Annotated in this window: 14 protein-coding genes and 1 tRNA gene; 10 read left to right on the top strand and 5 right to left on the bottom strand. The window is 66.6% G+C overall.

Annotated elements, in window-relative coordinates:
- Positions 1–172 precede the first annotated feature (172 nt).
- The 7 genes from ACO2SS_RS27495 to ACO2SS_RS27465 all read left to right on the top strand — a co-directional run bounded on the left by ACO2SS_RS27495 (position 173) and on the right by ACO2SS_RS27465 (position 6,654).
- Positions 173–1,567 carry a DUF4365 domain-containing protein gene (locus ACO2SS_RS27495; protein ID WP_423281060.1) on the top strand — a complete coding sequence of 465 codons (1,395 nt, stop codon included), beginning with the start codon at positions 173–175 and terminating at the stop codon, positions 1,565–1,567.
- A complete protein-coding gene (locus ACO2SS_RS27490) occupies positions 1,564–3,021 on the top strand; it encodes an argonaute/piwi family protein (protein ID WP_423281059.1) in 1,458 nt (485 codons plus the stop codon). The genes ACO2SS_RS27495 and ACO2SS_RS27490 overlap by 4 nt, the downstream gene beginning before the upstream one ends.
- Before the next feature lie 432 nt (positions 3,022–3,453).
- The gene (locus tag ACO2SS_RS27485) at positions 3,454–3,690 is read left to right on the top strand and encodes a hypothetical protein (protein ID WP_423281058.1); all 237 of its coding nucleotides are present in this window, start codon (positions 3,454–3,456) and stop codon (positions 3,688–3,690) included.
- A gap of 96 nt (positions 3,691–3,786) precedes the next feature.
- Entirely contained in the window at positions 3,787–4,356 is a 570-nt protein-coding gene (locus ACO2SS_RS27480) for a DUF3489 domain-containing protein (protein ID WP_423281057.1), read from the top strand.
- Complete coding sequence (locus tag ACO2SS_RS27475) at positions 4,353–4,817, top strand: DUF2924 domain-containing protein (RefSeq protein ID WP_423281056.1); 465 nt, start codon at positions 4,353–4,355, stop codon at positions 4,815–4,817. Before ACO2SS_RS27480 ends, ACO2SS_RS27475 begins: the two co-directional genes overlap by 4 nt.
- Positions 4,814–6,382 carry a recombinase family protein gene (locus ACO2SS_RS27470; protein WP_423281055.1) on the top strand — a complete coding sequence of 523 codons (1,569 nt, stop codon included), beginning with the start codon at positions 4,814–4,816 and terminating at the stop codon, positions 6,380–6,382. The genes ACO2SS_RS27475 and ACO2SS_RS27470 overlap by 4 nt, the downstream gene beginning before the upstream one ends.
- 56 nt (positions 6,383–6,438) lie before the next feature.
- The gene (locus ACO2SS_RS27465; RefSeq protein ID WP_423281054.1) at positions 6,439–6,654 is read left to right on the top strand and encodes a hypothetical protein; all 216 of its coding nucleotides are present in this window, start codon (positions 6,439–6,441) and stop codon (positions 6,652–6,654) included.
- Between the two features lie 204 nt (positions 6,655–6,858).
- Here ACO2SS_RS27465 and ACO2SS_RS27460 read toward each other — a convergent pair.
- The 4 genes from ACO2SS_RS27460 to ACO2SS_RS27445 form a co-directional block, all read right to left on the bottom strand.
- Positions 6,859–6,934 (bottom strand) — tRNA-Ile (locus tag ACO2SS_RS27460).
- Positions 6,935–7,022: 88 nt separating this feature from the next.
- Complete coding sequence (locus ACO2SS_RS27455) at positions 7,023–7,706, bottom strand: carbonic anhydrase (RefSeq protein ID WP_423281053.1); 684 nt, start codon at positions 7,704–7,706, stop codon at positions 7,023–7,025.
- Positions 7,707–7,762: 56 nt separating this feature from the next.
- Positions 7,763–8,275, bottom strand: coding sequence for a GNAT family N-acetyltransferase (locus ACO2SS_RS27450; protein ID WP_423281052.1), 513 nt, complete (start codon positions 8,273–8,275; stop codon positions 7,763–7,765).
- A 49-nt stretch (positions 8,276–8,324) separates the two neighbouring features.
- Positions 8,325–8,630 carry a hypothetical protein gene (locus ACO2SS_RS27445; RefSeq protein ID WP_423281051.1) on the bottom strand — a complete coding sequence of 102 codons (306 nt, stop codon included), beginning with the start codon at positions 8,628–8,630 and terminating at the stop codon, positions 8,325–8,327.
- A 500-nt stretch (positions 8,631–9,130) separates the two neighbouring features.
- Here ACO2SS_RS27445 and ACO2SS_RS27440 point away from each other — a divergent pair, with 500 nt between their 5' ends.
- Positions 9,131–17,761, top strand: coding sequence for an autotransporter-associated beta strand repeat-containing protein (locus tag ACO2SS_RS27440; protein WP_423281050.1), 8,631 nt, complete (start codon positions 9,131–9,133; stop codon positions 17,759–17,761).
- 293 nt (positions 17,762–18,054) lie between these two features.
- On the opposite strand, the gene ACO2SS_RS27435 is transcribed toward ACO2SS_RS27440, so the two are convergent.
- Complete coding sequence (locus ACO2SS_RS27435) at positions 18,055–18,657, bottom strand: invasion associated locus B family protein (protein WP_423281049.1); 603 nt, start codon at positions 18,655–18,657, stop codon at positions 18,055–18,057.
- Between the two features lie 304 nt (positions 18,658–18,961).
- On the opposite strand from ACO2SS_RS27435, the gene ACO2SS_RS27430 reads away from it, so the two are divergent.
- Both ACO2SS_RS27430 and ACO2SS_RS27425 read left to right on the top strand, forming a co-directional pair.
- On the top strand, positions 18,962–20,212 hold the full coding sequence (locus tag ACO2SS_RS27430; RefSeq protein ID WP_423281048.1) for a M23 family metallopeptidase: 1,251 nt from the start codon (positions 18,962–18,964) through the stop codon (positions 20,210–20,212).
- 65 nt (positions 20,213–20,277) lie between these two features.
- A partial coding sequence (locus tag ACO2SS_RS27425) for a caspase family protein (protein ID WP_423281047.1) occupies positions 20,278–21,904 on the top strand: 1,627 nt, incomplete at its 3' end.

Raw genomic sequence — 21,904 nt, 5'->3', positions numbered from 1 at the left:
AACTTCAGCGTCTGGGAAGCTGCCGTTCTGCTATGAACTGCGTCTGCGATGTCAATAAAACTAAAGACGTTGCGTGCTGCTGTCTATTTGATATTGCCATGTACCAACCATGTAATACGCGAAGAGATGCGCCCAGGGTCTATGCGCATCGTACCCAAACCCGAATGCCGAGATGACCCGTCCACCGGCAGCGATGGTACCCCTACGCTTTGTTGCCAGAATGTTCTATCTTTGCGGGATGCCGAAGCGGATCACAGACAACCAGCTGATTGGCGAACTCGGGGAAGCCGCGGTTCGGAAGCGCTTCCTCTCGTTCGGGTTCCAGTTCGATCCGCGATCAAGGCTGGAGGCCGGGATCGACGGCATCGCTGAGATAATGATCGAAGGCGAGCCTTCTGCGCGCATGATCGCGGTGCAGGTAAAATCCACGCGAACCGGAAACTATACAGGCGAAAACGACACAGGATTTTCCTACCTGCTGGAAAACAAGGATCTCGACTACTGGAATAATTCCAATCTCCCGGTGATCTTGGTTCTCTACCGCGAAAGGGATGAAACCTTCTTCTGGCAGCCGGTCAATGCCGGCCTCGGGCCGGAAACCCGGCGGCTCGTGTTCAGCAAGGCGACCGACGTGCTGAACCGCGACGCAGTTGACCGGCTGGCAGCGCTTACCGTTCCAAAGGCCGGCTTCGGGTACTACGTGCCACCGCTGCGGGGCGGGGAGACGGCCCTCGTCAATCTGTTGCCCGTGGTGCTGCCGGCCGAGATCTTCGTCGCCACGTCTCCCTACGAGAGCAAACGCGCGATAGCGGAGCTCTTCAACCAGCAGGAGCCGCCGCGCTTCGATTGGACCATACGGGATGGGGCGTTCTGGTCGTTTCACGACCCCCGGATCGCATCGACCCGGGCGATCGTAGATCTCGACCAGGTTGAGGCAGTCGAAACGCGCGAACTGGCGTTTCACCAGGATATCGACGAGCAGAACAACTTTTCATTTCTCCTCCGTCAGACGTTGCGCCACCAATTCGGAAATGATCTGGCCTGGGATAAGGACGGCAAACTCCTCTACTTCCAGGCGCTGGAGCGCAATCAGCCGCGGACGTTCCAGTATCGTTCGGCGAAGAACAAGACCGAGGCGGACGTCGTCAATGTCGTCCGGCATCCAAAGACGCCGGAGAAGATCTCCTTCGTCCGCCACCATGCCTTTATCCCGAGATTCGAGTGCCTGATGGACCAGTGGTTCCTGATGGTGAACCCGACCTATCACTTCACGACTGACGGCCTGCAGCGCCATTCTTACCCGCACGCCCTGCTGTCCGGGAAAAAGCGCCTCGACAACAACGCCTCGCTGCGCGGGCAGGTCATCATGTGGCACCGTTTTCTCACCGGATACGAGCGGCGGGATACCGGCTTGTTCGCGTCGGACAACGACGCTCCACCGCCGGTGCTCCGGTTCGACCCCTTCCCCGAAATCGACCTCCCCACGACCGTACCGGAAGACGTGTGGGGAAAGCCCAAGGCGAAAGGAAAGGCGTCCGGCGGCCAGCCGGAGCTGATCCCCTCATGAAGTTCGAGAGCCGCATCTTCGACGAGCCGTTGCTTGAGTTCGGCGGCGAACACAGCCATTCCGATCCGCGCCTTGGCCTGACCGAAGCGGGGCCACTCCAGGCGCCGCTCGGCGACAAGGTCCGCATCGGCGTCGTCGGCGACGCCAAGACCGTCGAGTCGACCAGAAACTATCTGCAGCGCGCCGCCGACGGGTTTGAATCGGAATCCGAAACGCATCCAAACATGCACCCGAATTTTCCCGGTCTGAGGAACCGCAATCCGTTCCGCTGCGAATTCGATGTCTCAGCAGGAGCTACGCGGGCCCTGAGCAAGGCGCAGATCGAGAAAATCGTCAAAGAGCCGGATCATGCGAAAGCGGTCGAAATGGCGGTCGAGGCGATCCTGGCGCAGCTGCAATCGCTCGACGATAGTGGCGACCGCCCGGACGTCGCGATCATCGCGCTTCCCGTCGCGCTGATAGAACGCGTCTGGAACGCGCGGACTGATGCGGAGAGCACGACCGAGAAGGACGATAGCGGCGGGCCGGACGCGCCGAATTTCCGAGGCCTTCTCAAGGCGCGGGCGATGCCGCTGACCTTTCCCATCCAGATCGTGTGGGAGGATGTGATCGACGAGAGCGCGAAGATCCCGCGCAAGATCAAGGAGAGCAGTGAGCGCAAGATCCAGAACGAGGCAGGCCGTACATGGAACCTGATGGCGACGCTGTACTACAAAGGCACCGGGCGCATTCCGTGGCGCCGTCTGCCTAAACAGGGCGAATTCCGTGCGTGCTACATCGGCGTCAGCTTCTACCGGGACGTGAGCGGGCAGCAGCTCTGGACCAGCGCCGCCCAGATGTTTGACGAACGCGGCAAGGGCTTCATCCTGAAGGGTAACCGCGCCCAGACGGAATCGCGCGGCCGCCATCCCTACATGACGGAAGAGGACGCCTATACCCTCGTGCGGAACGCGCTGCGCGCCTACCGGGATCATCACAAGCATGCGCCTGCGCGCGTGATCATCCTTAAAACCTCCCGGTTCCGCGACGAGGAAGCGGATGGCATTCTGCGCGCGCTCGACGAAGCGGAGACGGAACTGCGCGACCTCGTCTGGGTGCAGGAATCCTACAGCGTGAAAATCCTGCGCGACGGAGACTACCCCGTGCTGCGGGGAACGTTCGTTGAGCTCGACGGGAAGGGCCTGCTCTATACGAACGGAAGCATCCCGTACTACGGCACCTATCCGGGCCTATACGTGCCGCACCCGTTGCTGCTGTGCCCGCACAAAAGCAGCGACAGCACCCCGGCCCAGGTCGCCGAGGAAATTCTCTCGCTGACGAAGATAAACTGGAATTCTACCCAGATGAACCAGCGACTCCCTATACCTATCCGCGCGGCGCGGAAGGTTGGTGAGGTGTTGAAATACATAAACGAAGGTCAGTCCGTCAGCTCTGACTACCGTAAATATATTTAAGCAGGCTGCTTGTATAGCAAGTGAAACGATTATCTACTCTGGTGTTAGTGTCGGTGCCAACCGATTTATTGCCGCCCGGTTATCCTCGCTCAGGAACATGTGCCCATAACGGTCCATCGTCATTTTCAGTCCCGAATGCCCGGCGAACGTCTGAACCGTCTTGAGGCTCAGCCACGCTTGCCTTCCTGCCCCGAACCCGACCCTGCCAACTTCGGCTAAGGGTCAGATCGGTTGGTTGGCTGAACCGCCAGTCAGCCCGCCCTAGAGCGGACGCTCCCGATGCCTGCAATGGGTCAAGTTTGCCCCTCGCGGACGGCTTCAAGGCGCACGCCCCCTGTCTTCTGCGACCTTGTAGCATGGCCTCGCTCTTCCGCTGGACTGTCGTCGCGAACAGAGCGTCAGTGCTGTCCGTCGAGGTGACGGGAGACACGAATGAGCGCTGCGGGCCTAAGCATCACGGGATGCCTGACCGAGATCAGCACCAGGCTGACGGAGGCGGCCGCGATCGCGAAGGGGGCGGTTGCGTGTGCCGAGAGCGGCTCGGAACGCGAAGCTGTCCGGATCGCGATGGATCTTGACGAACTCCTTCATCAGGTCAGCACCCTGCATGGGGCCATGTGCCTGCTGAGCCGCATGGGCCGGGAGACGGAGCGCTCCGCTCCCGCTTAGCAGTGTTAGGCCTGCTCCTCCCTCCGCCCCGCCGGCCTTCTGGCCGATTGCGGGGCCGGGTCGGTGCCGGGGCTGATCCCGGGTTGGAGCAGAGAGATGATCACGCTGAGCAAGACTGAGACAGCCATCCTGGTGGAGGCCGCTGGACGGGGAGGCGCTCTCGAGTTTCCGGAGGCAACCAAGCCCACAACCCGGCAGCGGCTCCTCGGCCGGTTCGAGCGCGACGGGCTGATCCGCGTCGGTGATGGCGGGCACGCGCTCACCCCGGCTGGGTACCGGGCAGTCGGGCTTCGCCCGCCGCGGCAGAAGCGGGTGAACGGAGAGACAGATGCCACGCCGCGTCCTGCCACCAAGCAGACGATGATCCTGGATCTGCTGCGGCGAGGGGAGGGGGCGAGCATCGGTGAACTCATGGATGCAACCGGCTGGCTCCCACATACGACCAGGGCAGCGCTGTCGCGGCTCCGCTCGGCCGGCACAGCTCTCACCAGAAGCACACGTGCGGATGGGACCGGCACCTACCGGATCGCCGTGACTGCCGGTCCGATTGAGGCGGAGCCGGAGCAAGCCGACGCGGAGACACCCAGCGCCGCCACGACGAAGACCCGCTCGCGCCGACGCCGTGGGAGGGGCGTGGCTGACAGCGTCCAGGCGGTCGCGGGATGAGCCGTGCGGTGACGGCCGTCGAGGCCGAGGTCGCTAGCTTGCGCGACCTTGACGCGGTCGCCTTGCGCGCTCGCTGGCGGGCCCTGACGGGCAAGCCTGCCCCGAGGCACGTATCGGCCGCGCTGCTTCTCCGGATGCTTGCCTACCGCATCCAGGCGGAGGCATTCGGGGATCTCTCGCGCGAGAGCGTTCGGCTTCTCCACCGGATCGGGGAGGGCGGTGCCGTGCCCGTGCCGGAACGGCAGGAGAAGCCAGGGACCGTGCTGGTCCGCGAGTGGCAGGGGGTGCGCCACCACGTGATGACACTGTCTGAGGGCTTCGCCTGGAACGGAGGAACCTACGGCAGCCTCTCGGAGGTCGCTCTCGCGATCACCGGGACGAAGTGGTCCGGGCCGCGCTTCTTCGGCCTGAGACAGAAGGAGAACGTCAAGGGACCACAGGATCGGAGTATTGCCCGGTGAGCGCTCGTCCTGCTTTTCGCTGCGCCATCTACACCCGGGTCTCGACCGAGCACGGGCTCGACCAGGAGTTCAACTCGCTCGACAACCAGCGCGAGGCGGCGGAGGCCTATATCAAGAGCCAGGCGCATGAGGGCTGGCGTCTCATCCGCGACCGCTACGATGATGGCGGCTTCTCGGGCGGGTCGCTGGACCGACCCGCCCTGCAGCAGCTCCTCGCGGACCTCCAGGCCCGCCGCATCGATGTGGTGGTCGTCTACAAGGTCGACCGGCTCACGCGAAGTCTCGCGGACTTCTCCAAGCTCGTCGAGCTCTTTGATGCACACGGGGTGTCGTTCGTGTCCGTCACCCAGGCGTTCAACACGACAACCAGCATGGGGCGGCTCACGCTGAACGTGCTGCTCTCCTTCGCCCAGTTCGAGCGGGAGGTCACGGGTGAGCGCATCCGGGACAAGATCGCGGCCTCCAAGCGCCGGGGGCTCTGGGTCGGCGGCAATGTCCCGCTCGGCTACCGGGTGGAGAACAAGAAGCTCGCCATCGTCGAGGCGGAAGCCGAGCAGGTCAGGTTGATCTTCCGGCGCTATCTCGAGCTCGGCTCGATCGGGAAGCTCCTGGTCGACCTGCGTGAGCGCGGCACCGTCACGAAGGCGCTGATCCGCGATGGCGTGCGGGTCCGGGGCGGGATCCCGTTCACGCGCGGCCCGCTCGCCTACCTGCTTCGCAACCGCTTCTACCTCGGCGAGATCACCTTCAAGGGAGCGGTCCATCCTGCCGAGCACCCGGCCATCCTGGATCGCGAGCTGTTCGAGGCCGTGCAGGCGAAGCTGACAGAGCAGCGGAATGGTGAGCCGGTCAGAGGCGGCCGCTCCGGCGCGCTCCTCGCCGGCAAGCTCTTCGATGATCGCGGGAACCTGATGAGCCCGAGCCACGCCAGGAAGGCTGGCATCCGATACCGCTATTATGTCAGCCGAGCCTTGATCGATGGGCACCCCGCCGATGCCGGATCCGTTCGGCGGGTTGCTGCCGCCGAGATCGAAGGGGTCGTGCTCGCCGCTCTCCGGAACCGTCTCCTGTCCGAAGCACCCGACCAGGACCTCATCACCGCCTCCGTCGCCCGGATCGAGATCGGCCCGGACGCGATCCGAGTGAGGCTGAGCACCCACCTCCAAGACGAAGAGCCTGATTGCACAACCATACCCTGGCGCTCCTCGTCCTCGCGACGACATCGGGAGGTGATCGCCGTGCCCGGGCTGGACGGTCCCGCACGACCGATGCGGGTCGAGACCCGCGCGACGCTGCTGCAATCCATCGCGAAGGGGCGCCGCTGGTTGGACGAACTCGCGACCGGCAAGATCGATGGCCCGGACGCGATCGCGGACCGGGAGGGCTGCTCCCGACGCCAGGTGAACGCCACCCTCTCGCTTGCGAGCCTCGCGCCGGACATCGTGGAAGCCGCCATCGCGGGCCGGCTTCCGCATGGGATCGCGCTTCGCGATCTCACCGACCCCCCGCTGGCCTGGTCGGAGCAGCGGAAGAGGCTCGGGATCGGCTTAGGAAAGATTGCCTGAGTTCCTTGACTTCAAGCATATAATCCTATAGCGTTCATCCGGCTCAGGAGATCCGGATGCACAACCAACACCAGCAACAACTTACCTCGACGTGGCTGAACGTCGTTGGGGCCGGCATCATCTCGGGCGGGCTCGTGAGCCAGCTGGTCGCCTTAACGAGCGGCGCATCCATCACGGCCTGCCTCGCCGTCATCCTGTTCTGCGTTGCGGCCGGAGGCGGGCTGCATCTCCTTGCTCTTCGCCGGATGAGAAGCACGCCGGATCAGAGCTGACCGGTCAACCTCAACGCCCGCGGCGATGCTCGGTGGATTCGGGAATCACTTCTGGAGAGCATCGGAGACGGAAGTCCCGGCGAAGCAAATCTAACCACCCGGAGACGCAGGTTCAGCGACACAGGCGAGCCGCGGCCCGCTAAGTCCTTGATAAAGCGGCGTCTCTTGTGCCGACGGTAAAACCGCAGGTTCGAGCGGAATGCGTGGTGGGCCCGGCAGGACTCGAACCTGCAACCAGACCGTTATGAGCGGCCGGCTCTAACCATTGAGCTACAGGCCCGTGCGCAAGGGCGCCGCAGCCATAGCCGAATTCTGCAGCTCGTGTCACGCATTGGGGGTGAGGGAGGCGTCTCCGGGCGGCGTCTGGCTCAGGCGTCGCTGCACCGGATGGCCGCGAGTGGGCTCGCTGCCTCGGCTCCCGCGACAGGCTGGAACTGCCCGCTGTCGGGGTTGCGCACGAGGAGGCGGCCGGTGGCGACGCCGAAATAAGCCCCGTGCAGCTGCAGCTTGCCCCGTTCCACCAGAATCCGGACGCAGGGGAAGGTCATCAGGTTCTTGAGGCTGAGCTCGACGGAGGCGAATTCTAGCCGCGTCAGGTAATCCGCGCGCTCCGCTCCGGACGGAGCCGGGCCGAGGCTCGCGGCCGCGGGCGCGATCTGAGACATCCAGCGCCCGATGAAGTCGCCGGGGGAGAGCGGCTCCTGCTCGTCCGCGAAGGCCCGGATGCCGCCGCACAGCGCGTGTCCCAGCACCACGATGTGCTTCACGCGCAGGGCCTGGACGCCGAACTCGAGAGCTGCACTGGTGCCGTGCTGCGTCTGCGAGTCGGGCTCGTAGGCCGGCACGATGTTGGCGACGTTGCGGACGACCAGGAGCTCGCCCGGCGCGGCATCGAAGATGACCTCGGGCGAGACGCGGGAATCGACGCAGCCGACCACCATGATCTCGGGCCGCTGGCCCTGGTTGGCCAGCATCTCGTAGCGGGAGCGCTCGCCCGCGAAGCGCCGTTCGAGGAAGCCGCGGTAGCCTTCGGTGAGCCGGTCGGGGAACATGCCGTTCCCATCGCGCATCCGGAGCCGGGGCGCAATTCCCTGTGGCGCTCGGCAGGTCAGAGCTGCCGGTAATAGTACGCCGTGTCGCAGGGGTTGCCGTCAGGCAGGAGCGCGTAGCCTGGCACGCTGCCGACCCGTATCCAGCCTGACCGCTCGTACAGACGCTCCGCCTCGGGGCTCGCGGTGTCGAGGACCAGGAGGGTCTTGCCGGCGCGCCTCGCCGCATCCTCGGCGGCCCGCATCAGTGCGGCCCCGATGCCGCGCCGTCGTGCAGCCGAGCGGACGAGCATCTTCGCGAGATCCGCCCGATGCGGCTGGTTCTCGGGCTGCTCCAGGATGAGCTGCGCCGTCCCGAGCACAACGCCCGTCTCCGGCTCCTCCGCGACGAGAAGGATCCTCGCGCCCTGGGCGACTTCTTCTGCCACCATGCGCCAGAAAGCCTCCGCCTTCTCTCGCGAGAGAGGCGCCATGAAGCTGACGGACGCGCCGTTGTGGACGCAGTCGATCAGCACATCGGCGAGGCCGGCAATGCGGGCGAAAGCCTGCGGGCCGGAAAGAGAGTTGACCATTGATCCTGTCACAGGCGGCGATCTCCAGCTGCCTTCTCCGGCGAGGAGCTCACAGCAGACGCATGTCCTGTGCCCGGATCACGATCGCGTCCTGTCGCATGACCTCCTCCAACCTGACCCGGTACGCGCGCCACCACCCTCCGTCGATATCCTCGACCATGACCTCATAGACCACGATGTCGTCCCGCTGGCGTGAGCCGCCTGCCTCCCAGACTCCCTCCGCCGGCGCTCGCGAGAAGGCGGTGATGCCGCCGAACCGCGTCGCGAGCTCGTCGCGGATGGCGGCGAAGAATTCCGGGGCGAAGCGCGTTCCTTCATTGTCGTAGAGCGGCAGCAGGAGCTGGACGAGGTGCATTCCGGGGGTTCGCGATCGTCGTTGAGAGCGTCAGGGGACGGCGCCATCCCGTCTGCCCTTCTCCAAGCGGGAAACGCCAGCAGCAAATCGCTAGAATGCTGCATGAAGTCGTGCCTGACAGCCCTCAAGCCTCGGTTCAAGTCGAGTTGAGTGCTGGCTGCCTGATCCGGTGTAGAGAGTCGCGATGTTGCGGCATAGTGACAGCGATGAACTTTTGTTCGCTCTGGCCTCCCAGTTTTTGATGGGAGGGTTCGCTGCAAATCGTTGCAGAGCAAGACTTCCATAAAGAGGACAGGGTGCAGGCCAGATGAATGCGCAATCTGTGCGCGATTGCGACTCCACGGATCTCATCATACGCAGGATGGGACGAATTTTGGCTGCGGACGCGGACGCAAGTTTTGGGGCAACGGATGTCGGTCGACGACTCGAATGCGAAGCAGGTGGGCTCCGGCAGGACGTGTCGCGCGGCTCGTCGGCGAGGCGCAGCCGCGGCCTATCGGATGGCGCTTCTCACTTCGACGGCTCTTGTCGGCATCACGATCGGGGTGGTCGCAGTTCCCGGGTTGGCCCCGATCTGGACGTCTGCCTGGGCGGCCGGTGGAGCCGGCGGGTCGGGTAACTACTCGAACGGCGGAGCGGGGGGCGACGTCGGGCAGGCCGGGGCGCCTTCGAGCAGTGGGACCGGTGTTGGTGGGGCCGCCGGAACGGCCCCGGGCGGTGCGGGAGGAGCTGGGACGGCGGGTTCGGGTGGGGCTGCCGGTGGTGGCGGCGGAGCCAGCGGTACGATTGTGGCTCCGATCGGCGGAGCGGGTGGTGCTGGAGGTAGCTTCCTTTCCGGCGGTCTTGGTGGAAGCATCGGGGGCGGCGGTGGCGGTGCGGGCGGCCATGGTGTCGGGGCGGTCGGGGCCGATCTCGCCACTGCGGGCGGGGTTCAAGGTGGCGCTGGCGGCGCCGGTGGTGCAGCTGAGCGAGGCGGGTCCACGGCGGGTGTCGGCGGAGGCGGGGGCGATGGTGGCTCGGGTACTGTCGTCACGGGTGCCGGGCTCACGATCACCAATAACGGCACGATTTCGGGTGGCACGGGCGGAGCCGGCGGCGCTGGCAGCGTCGGCTCGGCCGCTCAGACCGGGGCCGGCGGGAATGGTGGGGCCGGCGGTGCGGGCGTGGTCATGGGGGATGGCAATACCCTCCAGAACAACGCGGCCATAACGGGCGGCGCAGGCGGTGCCGGAGGTGCTGGAACGCCTGCCGGCCTGAGCGGAGCCGGTGGTGCGGGCGTCACGGGCTCCAACCTGACGATCAACCAAGCCGGCACGATTGCAGGCGGAGGCGGCGGGAACGCAATCACGTTCACGGCTGGCACGAACGTCATCAACTTCGGAGCCGCTACGTCAGGCCTGACTGGCAATCTCGCCGTGACCGGCACGGCTCAGCTGAACGCGGCGGCGGGCGGAACCACGGTTGACAGTGCGATCACTGGCACAGGCGGTCTCATCCAGAATAGCGCCAACACACTGATCCTGACGGGCGCCAATACCTACACGGGCAACACCTCGATCGCTGCCGGTACCTTGCAGGCGGGTGCGACCAACACGTTCTCGGCTGCCAGCAACGTGGTGATGACCGGCGGCACGCTTGCCCTGAACGGCTTCAACCAGACGATCGCTTCGCTGGAGGATATTGCTGGAACGAGCGCGGTCACGCTCGGCAGCGCGACGCTGACGATCAGCGGACCGGCATTGACGACTTATCGCGGCGTCATCGGCGGCAGCGGTGGCCTCATTCAGGCCGGTGCGGGCGGGGTCTTTCTCTACGGCAACCAGACATATACCGGGCCGACGGAGGTTCAGAACGGTAACCTCTCTTTCGCTCCTGGCTCAACCGCCGCGTCGACCAGCTACAGTGTCTCCGGCGGCGTGTTGCGCTTCTCTGGAGCGGTCAATACCGCCTCCGCGGTTGCGGTGACCGGCGGTGAAGCCCAGTTCGACGCATCCGCCCAGATCGCCTCGCTGACCGGGACGGGCGGACAGGTGCGGATCAACGCCGGGCGGACGCTCACGATCGATCTGAACGGCACGACGAATACCTACTCCGGCATCATCATCGATGCCGGCGCGCTCGCGAAGACCAATTCGGGCACGCTGGTGCTGACGGGCGCGAATACCTACACGGGCGGAACGACACTGACTGCGGGCACGCTCGCCGTGGGAGGGAGCAGTGCGCTCGGGACCGGCGCCCTGGCGATGGCCGCGGGCACCACCCTCCAGGCGGCAGCAGGAGGCGCGACGCTCGCCAACGCGATCACCCTGTCCGGGGGAACCAACACCATCGATTCGAACGGGGAGACTTTGACCCTGAACGGAGTCGTTTCCGGGGGCGGGGGCGCGGACGCGCTGGTGAAGAGCGGTGCCGGCACGCTCGCGCTGGTGGGGGCGAATACCTATGGCGGAACGACCCAGCTTGGCGCTGGCACGCTTCGACTCGCAAACAACAATGCGCTCGGCACGAGCGGCCTCAACGCGGCCTCCGGCACCACCGTCGACTACGCGAATGGCATCACGAACGCGCAGACTGTTTCGATCGGGGGGACAGTCGGCTTCACCCAGAACGATGCCGGCGGGACGGCTACCCAATCCGGCATCGTCTCGGGAGCCGGTGGGTTGGCGAAGTCCGGTACAGGCACACTCAATCTGACAGGCGCGAATACCTACGCGGGCGCGACGATCGTCGCGGGCGGTAGCCTCAACGTGACGGGCGCAGGGACGATCCTGTCGCCGGGCGTGACGATCAACGAGGGGACGTTCCTGACGGATGGTGGCGCTCTGCAGGGGGGCGCCACCAACGTTTCGCTGACGGCGACGACCGGCAACGCGACTTTTACGGTCAATGGTAGCGAGACACTTGGGGCGGGCGCGCTGTCGTTGACGCGCACCGGCGCCTTCGTGTCCACGCTCGACATCGCCGCGGGCGCGACACTCTCGGCAGGGACGATCTCGACGGGCGCCGGCACGGTCATCAATGTCGGGGCTGGCAGCACGCTCCAGGGCACCGGCAACACGATCAACAATGCCGGAACCACGAACGTCGCGAATGGCGGCGTCGTCGCCGATGCGGGAGCGATCAACAATCTGGCGACCGGCGTCTACAATTTTGCCGGCAACGGCACGCTGAACTCGGATTCCGACAATGCCGGTGGTGAGCCGATCACCAATGCCGGCCAGATCAACCTCAACGGCGGGGTGGGCACGACCGTTACGGTCGGCGGAGACAATCTGCTCAATCAGGGTGCCGGCACGATCACCATCGCGGCCGGCGGCACGCTCACCGGCATCGCAATCCTCACGAACGATTCGACGGCGGCGGCGGGCGTAACGGTCGGGGCGGGAGGCACCCTGACGGTCGGCGGGCTCGCCGGAACGACGGCTGGGTCCGTCCTGAACCTCGCGGCGGCCAACAGCGTCCTCAACGTGACGGGCTTGGCGGATGCGACCTATGCGGGTGCGATCACGGGGGCGGGCGCGCTCAACAAGACTGGTGCCCAGACCCTGACGCTATCAGGAACCAACACGTTCACGGGGCTGACCACCGTTTCGGGAGGAACGCTCAATCTCAGCGGCTCCCTTGCCGGGGCGGTCACGAACAGCGCCATCTTCACGAATTCGGGCACGGTCGGCGGCCTCGTGACGAATAGTGGGACGGCCACAAACGCAGGCACGCTGAATGGCGGGCTGACGAACTCGGGCACCTACACCCAGACGGCCGGCGCCACGAACGGCGGCACGACGAACACGGGTATTATCAGCGTCACTGGCACGAGCGCCTTCGGGGGGGCGATCGCCAACAATGGCGCGGGCTCGTTCACTGTTTCGGCCGGGGCGCTCACGGCGGACAACACGTTCACGAACAACGGCACGGCGACGCTCGGCGTCACGGGCGGCTCGCTCACCGGCATCACCACGCTGACGAACAATTCAACGTTGAACCCGGGCGTCAACGTGGCCGCGGGGGCGTCGCTCGGCGCGGGCAACATCGTCAACGCGGCCGGCGCCTTCCTGACGAATGCCGGGACGCTGGCGACGGCCACGGGCACGAACAATGCCGGAACGGTCTCGAATTCCGGTACCGTGAATGGCGGCCTGACGAATTCGGGCACCTACGCCCAGACGGCCGGCGCCACGAACGGGGGAACCACGAACACGGGCACCGTCAATGCCAATGGCGGAGCCTTCAATGGGGCGATCGCCAACAATGCGGGCACCTTCGCGGTCGGCGCGGGCGCCGTCGTCACCACCGACAGCACCTTCGCGAATGCGGCAGGCGCGAACCTGACCGTGAATGGCGGCGGGGCGAACTACTCCGTCGCGGGCCTGGTCACGAATGCCGGGGCTGCCAACATCCTGGCCGGTGGAACGCTCGCCGCGAATGGCGGGCTCGCGAATGCGGCTGGCGGCACGCTCACGAATGCCGGGACGGTGACGTCGTCGGCCGTGATCGCGAATACCGGGACGCTGAACAACAACGCCGGCGGCGTGCTGAACGGCGGCCTGTCGAACACTGCCGGGACGACGACGAATGCCGGCACGATCAATGGCGGCGTGAATGTGAGCGGCGGGACGCTGGACACGAACACCGCGACGAGCGTGATCAATGGCGGGCTGACGAACTCGGCGGCCGTGAACGCGGCTGGCCAGGTGAACGGCGCGATCGCGAACAATGCCGGCGGGACGTTCACGGTCGCGGGCGCCCTGACCAACGATGGCAGCACCTTCGGCAATGCCGGAACGCTGGCGGTCGGCGCGAACGCGTTCACGGGCGTCGGCGCTCTGACGAACACGGGCATTGCGACGATCGGCGCCGGCGGCGCTCTCGGAGTCGCGTCCTTCGCCAACAATGCTGGCGGTACGCTGACCAATGCCGGCACGGTGACGTCCGCTACGGTCATCACCAATTCCGGGGCGCTCAACAACAACGTGGGCGGCATCCTGAACGGCGGCCTGTCGAACACTGCCGGGACGACGACGAATGCCGGCACGATCAATGGCGGCGCCGTCGTCGCCGGCGGCACCCTCGCCACGAGCGGCGCCCTGAACGGCGGCGTCAGCAACACCGCGCCCGGCGCCGTGAATGCGCAGGGAACGATCTCGGGCGCGATCGCGAATGCCGGCACGTTCAACGTGACCGGGCCGCTGACGGGCAACAGCACCTTCTCGAATACGGGCGCGGGCACGCTCAACGTCAATGGCGGACCCTTTACGGGCGTGACGCTGCTCACAAACGACTCGACGGCCGCGGCCGGTGTGGCGGTCGGGGCAGGGCAGGCGTTCTCGATCGGCGGGATCGCGGGCAGCACGGCAGCTTCGGTGACGTCGGTCGGGGCAGGCGGGACTCTCAACATCGCCGGCGGGCTCGGCGACCAGACCTATGCGGGTCGCCTCGCGGGAGCAGGCACCGTTAACAAGGCCGGCGCGGATCTGCTGACGCTCACGGGCGCGAACGGAGCCGGCGCCCAGTTCACCGGCACGGCGAACATCAATGGCGGCACGGTTCGGGTGAACGGCACCTTCGGTGACACCGCTGGGAGCGCGGCCACCGCGAACGTCAATGCGGGTGGCGCCGTCGACGGGGTCGGCACCATCGCCGGCACGGTCAACGTGAACAACGGCGGCACCTTCGCGGCCGGCAACAGCCCGGGCACGATCACGGTGTCCAACCTGGTCGTGAATGCCGGCTCGAACAACGTGTTCGAACTCGGGCAGGTGAACGTTGCGGGAGGCGCCAGCAACGACCTCGTGAACGTCACCAACAACCTGACGATCAACGGTGGCACGCTGACGCTGCAGAACGCCGCGGTAAGCGGCGCCTACCGCCTCTACAACGTTGGCGGCGCCTTCACGCCGGGGGCGGGCGCGAACCAGGGCTTCACGACGGTCACTGCGACGAACGGAACCGCCTTCGTCTACGTGTCGCCCGTTCCGGGCCCGACCACCCAGGTCAACGCCCGCATCTCGCTCGGCGGCCAAGCCGTGCAGTTCTGGGACGGCGCCGACCTGTCGGGCGCCGCTGCCGGCGCCCAGGGTGGCACCGGCACCTGGAGCAACGCGAATACGAACTGGGTCTACGACCCGCTCGCCTCGACCGTGAACGATTCCTGGCAGAACCAGGTCGCCGTGTTCGGCGGGACGGCGGGCACCGTGACGCTCGGCTCGACGGTGAACGTCCAGGGAGTGCAGTTCACCACGGACGGCTACACGCTGGCGCTGTCCGGCGCCAACGCGCTGAACCTGACCGGCGACCCGCTCTCGACGCCGGGCCAGAGCTTCGTCAACATCGACGGGGGCGTCACGACCACGGTCAACGCGGCGATCACTGGCGATGCCGGAATCGGGCTGCGGAAGATCGGCGGCGGCACCCTGCAACTCGGCGGCGCGAGCACCTATCCGGGGCTGACGAGTGTGGATTCCGGCACGCTGGCCGTTCTGGCGGGCGGTTCGATCACGGGCACGAGCGCGCTCACGAACAACGCGACCTTCGCGCTGAATGCGGGCGGCACGGTCGCGACGGCCAGCGCCGTCACCAACAATGCCGGCGCGACCTTCACGACGGCTGGTACGCTCAGCGCCGGTTCCATCGCGAACGCCGCCGGTGCCGTCTTCAACGTCGCCGGCGGGACGAGCACGGCCGCGACAGTAGCGAATGCCGGCACGTTCAACGTGAGCGGCGGCGCGCTGAACGGCACGACGTCCGTCGCGAACAATGCCGGGGCCTCGTTCAACCTTTCCGGCGGCACCGTGGCGACGCCTGCGGCCACCAACGCCGGCACGTTCAGCCAAACGGGCGGAACACTCGCCGCGACGAGCTTCACCAACGCCGCGGGCGGGACCTACAACCAGGCTGCCGCAGGTACCCTGGCGAGCGCGACCGTGGTCAATGACGGCACCTACACGGCGGCCGGCGCGAACACGGCCACCACCTCGTTCACCAACAACGGCACCCTCGCCGTCACCTCGTCGATCGGCACACCGAGCTTCATCAATACGGGGATCGTGAACGGCCTTCTCACCCTGACCGGGAATACGACGGCCACGAATACGGCCTCCGGGCTGATACGGGACGGGATCAGCATCGGGGCCGCACCCGGCGGTGCCACATTCGCAAATGCCGGGACGGCCGGCACCGGCGGGCTAATCTTCGCGAACACCGCCGGCAGCCTGACGGCCGGCAACACGGGCGTCGTCAACGGAGCCTTTGCGGGCGCCGCCGGCACGACGACGACCGCCAACAATAGCGGCACCTGGAACTACCAGGGCGCGTCGACGCTCGCCGGGGCTGAGACGCTCAACAATGCCGGCGCCTTTAACGTCGTGGCGGGCGGAAGCGCGCTCAACGGCCTGGAGAGCTTCAACAATAGCGGTCGCACAATCCTGACCGCGGCTGACCTGTCCGGCTCGATCGCAACCTTCACGAACACGGGCGCGCAAGGAGCGGGTAACGGCGTATTCCTGGAGGGCCGCACCCTCTCCGGCATCGGTGTGTTCAACAACAATGGCTACCTGCAGGCGGTGCCGCAGAGCGGGGCGGCGCCGAGTAACGCGGTCATTGGGGCGGCGACCTTCAACAATGGCGCGAACGGCGTCATGTCGCTCGTCAACAACCAGCCCGTCGACTCGCTGACGCTGACCGGCAACTACAACGGCGCGGCGGGGTCACAGATCCTGCTCGACATCGACCTCAGCCCTGCGAACCGTCGTGCCGACCAGGTGCGGATCAACGGGCAGAACAATGGCCAGGCGACCCTTGTCCTGAACCGGCTCGACAACGCGGCCACGACGTTCTTCTCCTCGCAGGCCGTGCCGGTCGTCGTGTCCGGCGGCGGGGCGGGCCAGGTCAATCTCGCCCAGCCCATCCAGGGCAACGGCTTCGTGACCTACGAACTCGAGCAGAGCGCCCCCGGCTCCTTCCAGATCGCATCGCGCCTCAACACGAGCGCGGCGTCTGGCGCCGCGAGCTCGATCTCCGCGCTCCTGACGTCGCTGAATGTCGGCTTCTTCCAGTCGGTCTCAGCCTTCATCGGGGCTCCAAGCGCAAGTGGCGAGGAGGACTGCAGCGCAGCGAGCGCGCAGTTCAATCCGCGGTGCACCGCGACCTCGAGCGTTTCCACCGACCCCCGGCGCACCTGGGCGCAGCTGAACCAAGCCGCGGCCGCGCAGGCGGAGGTCGCCCCCAATCCGACGATCACGCCGAACACGATCGCGAGCGGCCTCTGGGCGCGCGGCTCGGGCGGCGACTTCACGGTACGGGGGACGGCGACATCGACCTTCGGGGCCGTGAATGTCGGCCAGGCCGTGAAGGTGGAGAACTCGTTCGCCGGCTTGCAGGTCGGCATCGACACGGGCGTGTTCAACATCGACAACACGGGCTGGAACCTGCATCTCGGCATCACGGGCGGCTCCGTCTTTGCCGACGGCACGCAGAAGATCGGCTCGCCGACCCGCGGCGTGTTCGACGTGCCCTTCATCGGGGTCTACGGCGCTCTGACGAACGGGCCGTTCTTCTCCGACCTGTCGTACCGCCACGACTTCTTCAATGCGCGGATCTCCAACCAGCTCGCTGGGCTGAACAACGCGCGGCAGCAGATCAGCTCAGACTCGATCTCCGGCTCGGCGGGCTACCGCTTCGACTTCGAGAACCTGTTCGGATCGGACCTGCCCTTCTTCATCGAACCCTCGGGTTCGATGAGCTACACGCACACCAATGTCGGCTCCCTGCCGGTGACGGGCGGCGTGCTGCAGTTCCGGGACATCGACTCGATCCTCGGCCGCTTCGGGCTGCGCTTCGGAACGGCGTTCCAGGCGACGGAGAGCCTGGCGCTGCAGCCCTTCATCACGGCCAGCATCTGGAACGAGTTTGCCGGGAACACCGTCTCGCGCTTCGTCTCGGCCAATATCGCGGTCGATCCGAACGCCTTCGTGCCAATCATCACCGACCGCGTGGGTACGTTCGGGCAGGTCGGCGTCGGTGTCTCGGGCCAGCTGCTCGACACGCCGCTCCTCGGCTACATCCGGAGCGACTTCCGCTTCGGCGACAGGCTCGAGGGCTACGCAGTCAATGGCGGCGTCCGGTACCAGTTCTGAGGCCAGACCGCCTCGGAGCGCCCTTCGACGGCGGCGATGCCGATAGTTCGGCGGCGACGTCGCCCGGGTCGGACGAGTTCACCACGAACTCGCCCCGGAGCGGCGGTTACGCGTCGAACCGTCTCAGGGCAATGACTGGCCGCGGCGCTCACGCGACGCGGAGTGTCGCGCGCCGTGGAACACCCGCAGAGTGTGCGGAGAGGGCGGCGGCTATGCAGGCCCGGGCCACCGGCGACTTGGCTCCGCCCAAAGGAGCGCGGGCGAAGCTGGGCACCGGGCGGTGATGCCCCCGGTCAGCGAACCGCGGCTGCGGCCTTGTCGAAGCCCTTGAAGGGCAGGGTGAATTTCACGCCCTGGCCGGCATTGCTGTACATCGTCGCCTCCACGGTCTCCGTCGCCGAGGCATCGCGGATGAAGGCGTCGTCCAGCTCGAGCGTCGCCTCGCAGCGGCTCGGATCGCAATTGACGTAGGTCGCCTTCCGCGGCGCACCGCGCGCTAGCTTCACCTCTATGCCCGGCGCCAGCGTCACGCCCGTGGGTGTCTGGAGCACGCTGACCAGCTTGCCCTCGTTGCTCTTTCCCAACACCCAGACGAACAGGACCTGGCTGTTCTGCTGCTGGACGACCTGAAGCACGGCCGAGCAGTTCCGCCGCTTGTCGGCGAACTCCCGGCAAGTCACGGTCCAGTTGTCGTGCGGGACGATCTCCGTGCGGACCGGCTGCGGCTGTGCCGGTACGGCCGGCGGTTGCTGCGGCGCAGTCTGAGGAGCGGTTGCGGGAGGACGCGGCTGGGGCTGAGGGCTCCCCGAACCCGGCCGGGATTGCTGCGCTGAGGCTGCGCCCGCGACAAGCCCCAGACAAAGGACGGAGACCGTCAGCCGGACCGAAGATCGCATGGAATATAACCGTACGCCACGGAGGTCGCGGCCCAGAGCTGACCCGCTTACCGCACTGAAGAGCCAACGTTCAACCGCGCGCGGCCTTTTGCTATAAGGCTCGAAGCGAGCTCGTCCTGTCGTCCTGTGATGCAGCACCGTGCGGGACGGACGCTCCACCGGACAGCCTGGGATGTCGATGCCGTACGACAAGGCGCCACGCGGCCCGCACGTCCATCCAGCATCCGGTGGGACCGGCCGGGTCCGGCCGCATGAGCTCGGCAAGCGGCGGCCGGGTCGGTCGAGCGCACGACGGCGTTCCGGGTTGCTCGGGTCCATCCTGTTCGTGGTCGTGCTTGCCTGGGCAGGGGTGGCGTCGTGGCTGGCCTGGTCGGGCCGCAACCAGACAATGCTGCTGCTGGATGAGCAGGCGGTGCTGCGGGCCGGCTACGAGGACAAGATCAAGGCGCTCACTCGCCGGCTCGTCGGGGTAGCGAGCCATCAGGTACTTGAGCAGGATGGCCTGTCCGGGCGGCTGGCGGACATCATCTCCCGGCAGGTTGAACTCGAGAACCAGCAGGCGACGCTGATGCTCATGGCCGACCGGGCGGGCGGTGTGGGCGGCCGTGGTCTCGGCCCCGACACCGCTCCCGGGAGCCTCCCGACCCGAGGAGGCGCCGGCGAGACGCCGTCCGTTCGCGTGGGGGGACCGAACGGCGCGGATGCTCCGCCATCGACATTGAAGCCGCGAACCTCGCTCGACCCGCTTCACCAGGAAGCCGCACCAGCGCGAAGGCCTCGTGTGCTCGCGGCGATCGAAACTCTCCCCTTGCGGGACCAGTTCGGCGCGCTCGAGACTTCCATGGACCGCCTGGAAGCGTCTCAGATTCGCTATCTTGGGGCGCTGTCGGCCGGGGCGCAGAGCAGAACGGCTCTGATCCAGGCCTCACTCGCGACCCTTGGAGTTCCGCTGCAGCCACAGGGGCTTCCGGTATCCTCCCCCGGGCAGGCCCGGACCTCGCGGCGGACGCTTCCCAATGTCTTTGATGTCAAGCTCACAGAGCTGGAGCTGGAATTCGCACGGCTCGATCGCTGGCGGCAGCTTGTCGACACCGTTCCGCTCCGGGCGCCGGTGGAGACAGAGAACAGCCTCACCAGCAATTTCGGCTCCCGCAAGGATCCGTTCACCGGCGCGATGGCGATGCATGCCGGCGTCGACTTTCGTGGCACTGCCGGCACCCCGGTCAAGGCCGCTGGCGCAGGGCGCGTGATCGTGGCCGATGTCTCGGGGGGCTATGGGAACCTCGTGGAGGTCGAGCACGGCAATGGCATCGTGACACGCTACGCCCACCTGTCGGCATTCAATGTCGGGCCGGGGCAAGCCGTTGCACCGGGTGCCGTCATAGGGCTCCTCGGGTCGACCGGGCGCTCCACCGGGCCTCACCTCCATTACGAGACGCGGGTCGGTAGCAATCCAGTCGATCCGATGCGTTTTCTCCAGGCTGGCGCGAGCATGTTCTCTCAGGCACCGATCCAGACCGGTGTGTCATCTGATCAGGACATGGCGTTCGACTGAGGCGCTATTTGCCTAGACTCTCCGTGGGCGGTATCCTCGGGGAGATTCCTGGTGTCTCTCGGTGCATGCGCGCCTTCCTGACGCTGATTGTCAGCGCATTCCTTCTCCTGGCTGCGGAGCCAGCCTGGGCTGCCGGAGACCGTAGAGTCGCGCTCGTCATCGGGAACTCGGTGTACCGGAAGTTCCCGGCACTTCCGAACCCCCGTAACGACGCCGAGGACGTCACCTCGGCCCTGAAGCAGGCCGGGTTTACGGTGCTCGGCGGCACGGACCTCACCCGCGAGCAGATGAGGGACAGTCTTCGCCAGTTCGCCCGCACCGCGCAGAATGCGGAGGCGGCACTGGTGTTCTACGCCGGGCACGGCCTCCAGTACCGTGGCCGCAACTACCTTGTCCCGGTCGATGCAAGGCTCGAGGACGAGTTCGACTTGGAATACGAGACCGTCCGTGTCGACGATGTGGTTGAGGAGCTGAACCGGGCGGATGGCCCCCGCATCCTCATCCTGGATGCGTGCCGCAACCTCCCGCTCTCGACCCGGAGCCGCGACCCCTTTTCCTCGACCGGCCTCGCCAAGCTCAGCGGGCGCGGCCTCATCGTCGCCTATGCCACTCAGGCCAACCAGGTTGCGTATGACGGCACCGGTCGCAACAGCATCTTCACCAGCGCCTTTCTGAAGAGCGTGCAGGAGCCCGGGCTCGACGTCACGCAGGTGTTCCAGCGCGTCAGCATGAGCGTGGACCAGGTGACCCAGGGGCGGCAAACGCCTGAATTGTCGATGTCGTATCCCGGGCATTTCTACCTCAACCGGGGCGAGACGGAGCGTGAAGCCTGGCCGAAGGCGCGCGCCAGCAACGATCCGCAGCTGCTTCGCGACTTCATCGCCAAGTACCCGAACAGTTTCCTCGTTCCGGATGCGAAGGACATGATCCAGCGTCTGGAAGCGCGCGGGGTGGCCCGCGGCGACCGGAACCCGCAACAGGCGGAGCAACCGCAACCGCCATCGACGCTCCAGCTCGCGCACCGGCCGGACGCCGCCGCTGCCGCTCGGGCACGGGAGGAAGAGGAGCGGCTGGCCTGGCAGCGGCTTCAGGACGAGCAGCGACGCCGGGCCGAAACGCGGCGCCAGACCGAGCGCGAGCGGGCCGCCGCCGCGGAGCAGGAACGTCAGAGACAGCTTCAGGAAGAAGAGCACCGGCGCTCCGAAGCCCGGAAGGCCGAGCAGGAGCGCCTGGCCGAAGACGCGCGGCAGAAGAAGCTGGCCGAGGAGCGAGTCGCTGCCGAGGCGCGGGAGCGCCAGCGGCTGGAGCGCGAGGCGCGGCTGGAAGAGGAGCGCCGCCAGGCAGAGATGCGCAAGGCCGAGCAGGAGCGTCTGGCCGAAGAGGCGCGGCAGAGGAAGGTCGCGGAGGAACGGGCCGCCGCCGAGGCCAGGGAGCGGCAGCGGATGGAACGCGAGGCCAGGCTTCAAGAGGAGCGGCGCCAAGCGGAGACCCGGAAGGCGGAGCAGGAGCGCCTGGCGGAGGAAGCTCGGCAGAAGAAGTTCGCCGAGGAACGCGCAGCCGCCGAGGCTCGGGAGCGCCAGCGCCTCGAGCGCGAGGCCCGTCTCGAAGAGGAGCGCCGGCAGGGGGAAGCGCGCCGGGTCGAGCAGGAGCGGTTGGCCGAGGAAGCGCGCCAGAAGAAGTTGGCGGAGGAAC

Source organism: Enterovirga sp. CN4-39 (assembly GCF_049446235.1).
Classification (GTDB): domain Bacteria; phylum Pseudomonadota; class Alphaproteobacteria; order Rhizobiales; family Beijerinckiaceae; genus Enterovirga.
Note: the sequence above shows the minus strand (reverse complement) of the source record. Positions and strands in the feature narration are given on the sequence as shown.

Bases quoted from the DNA above. Each gene is read 5' to 3' on its own strand.
- ACO2SS_RS27485 (WP_423281058.1), top strand. From the start codon at position 3,454: ATGAGCGCTGCGGGCCTAAGCATCACGGGATGCCTGACCGAGATCAGC.
- ACO2SS_RS27450 (WP_423281052.1), bottom strand. From the start codon at position 8,275: ATGGTCAACTCTCTTTCCGGCCCGCAGGCTTTCGCCCGCATTGCCGGC.
- ACO2SS_RS27490 (WP_423281059.1), top strand. From the start codon at position 1,564: ATGAAGTTCGAGAGCCGCATCTTCGACGAGCCGTTGCTTGAGTTCGGC.
- ACO2SS_RS27440 (WP_423281050.1), top strand. From the start codon at position 9,131: ATGGCGCTTCTCACTTCGACGGCTCTTGTCGGCATCACGATCGGGGTG.
- ACO2SS_RS27465 (WP_423281054.1), top strand. From the start codon at position 6,439: ATGCACAACCAACACCAGCAACAACTTACCTCGACGTGGCTGAACGTC.
- ACO2SS_RS27495 (WP_423281060.1), top strand. From the start codon at position 173: ATGACCCGTCCACCGGCAGCGATGGTACCCCTACGCTTTGTTGCCAGA.
- ACO2SS_RS27480 (WP_423281057.1), top strand. From the start codon at position 3,787: ATGATCACGCTGAGCAAGACTGAGACAGCCATCCTGGTGGAGGCCGCT.
- ACO2SS_RS27435 (WP_423281049.1), bottom strand. From the start codon at position 18,657: ATGCGATCTTCGGTCCGGCTGACGGTCTCCGTCCTTTGTCTGGGGCTT.
- ACO2SS_RS27455 (WP_423281053.1), bottom strand. From the start codon at position 7,706: ATGTTCCCCGACCGGCTCACCGAAGGCTACCGCGGCTTCCTCGAACGG.
- ACO2SS_RS27445 (WP_423281051.1), bottom strand. From the start codon at position 8,630: ATGCACCTCGTCCAGCTCCTGCTGCCGCTCTACGACAATGAAGGAACG.
- ACO2SS_RS27475 (WP_423281056.1), top strand. From the start codon at position 4,353: ATGAGCCGTGCGGTGACGGCCGTCGAGGCCGAGGTCGCTAGCTTGCGC.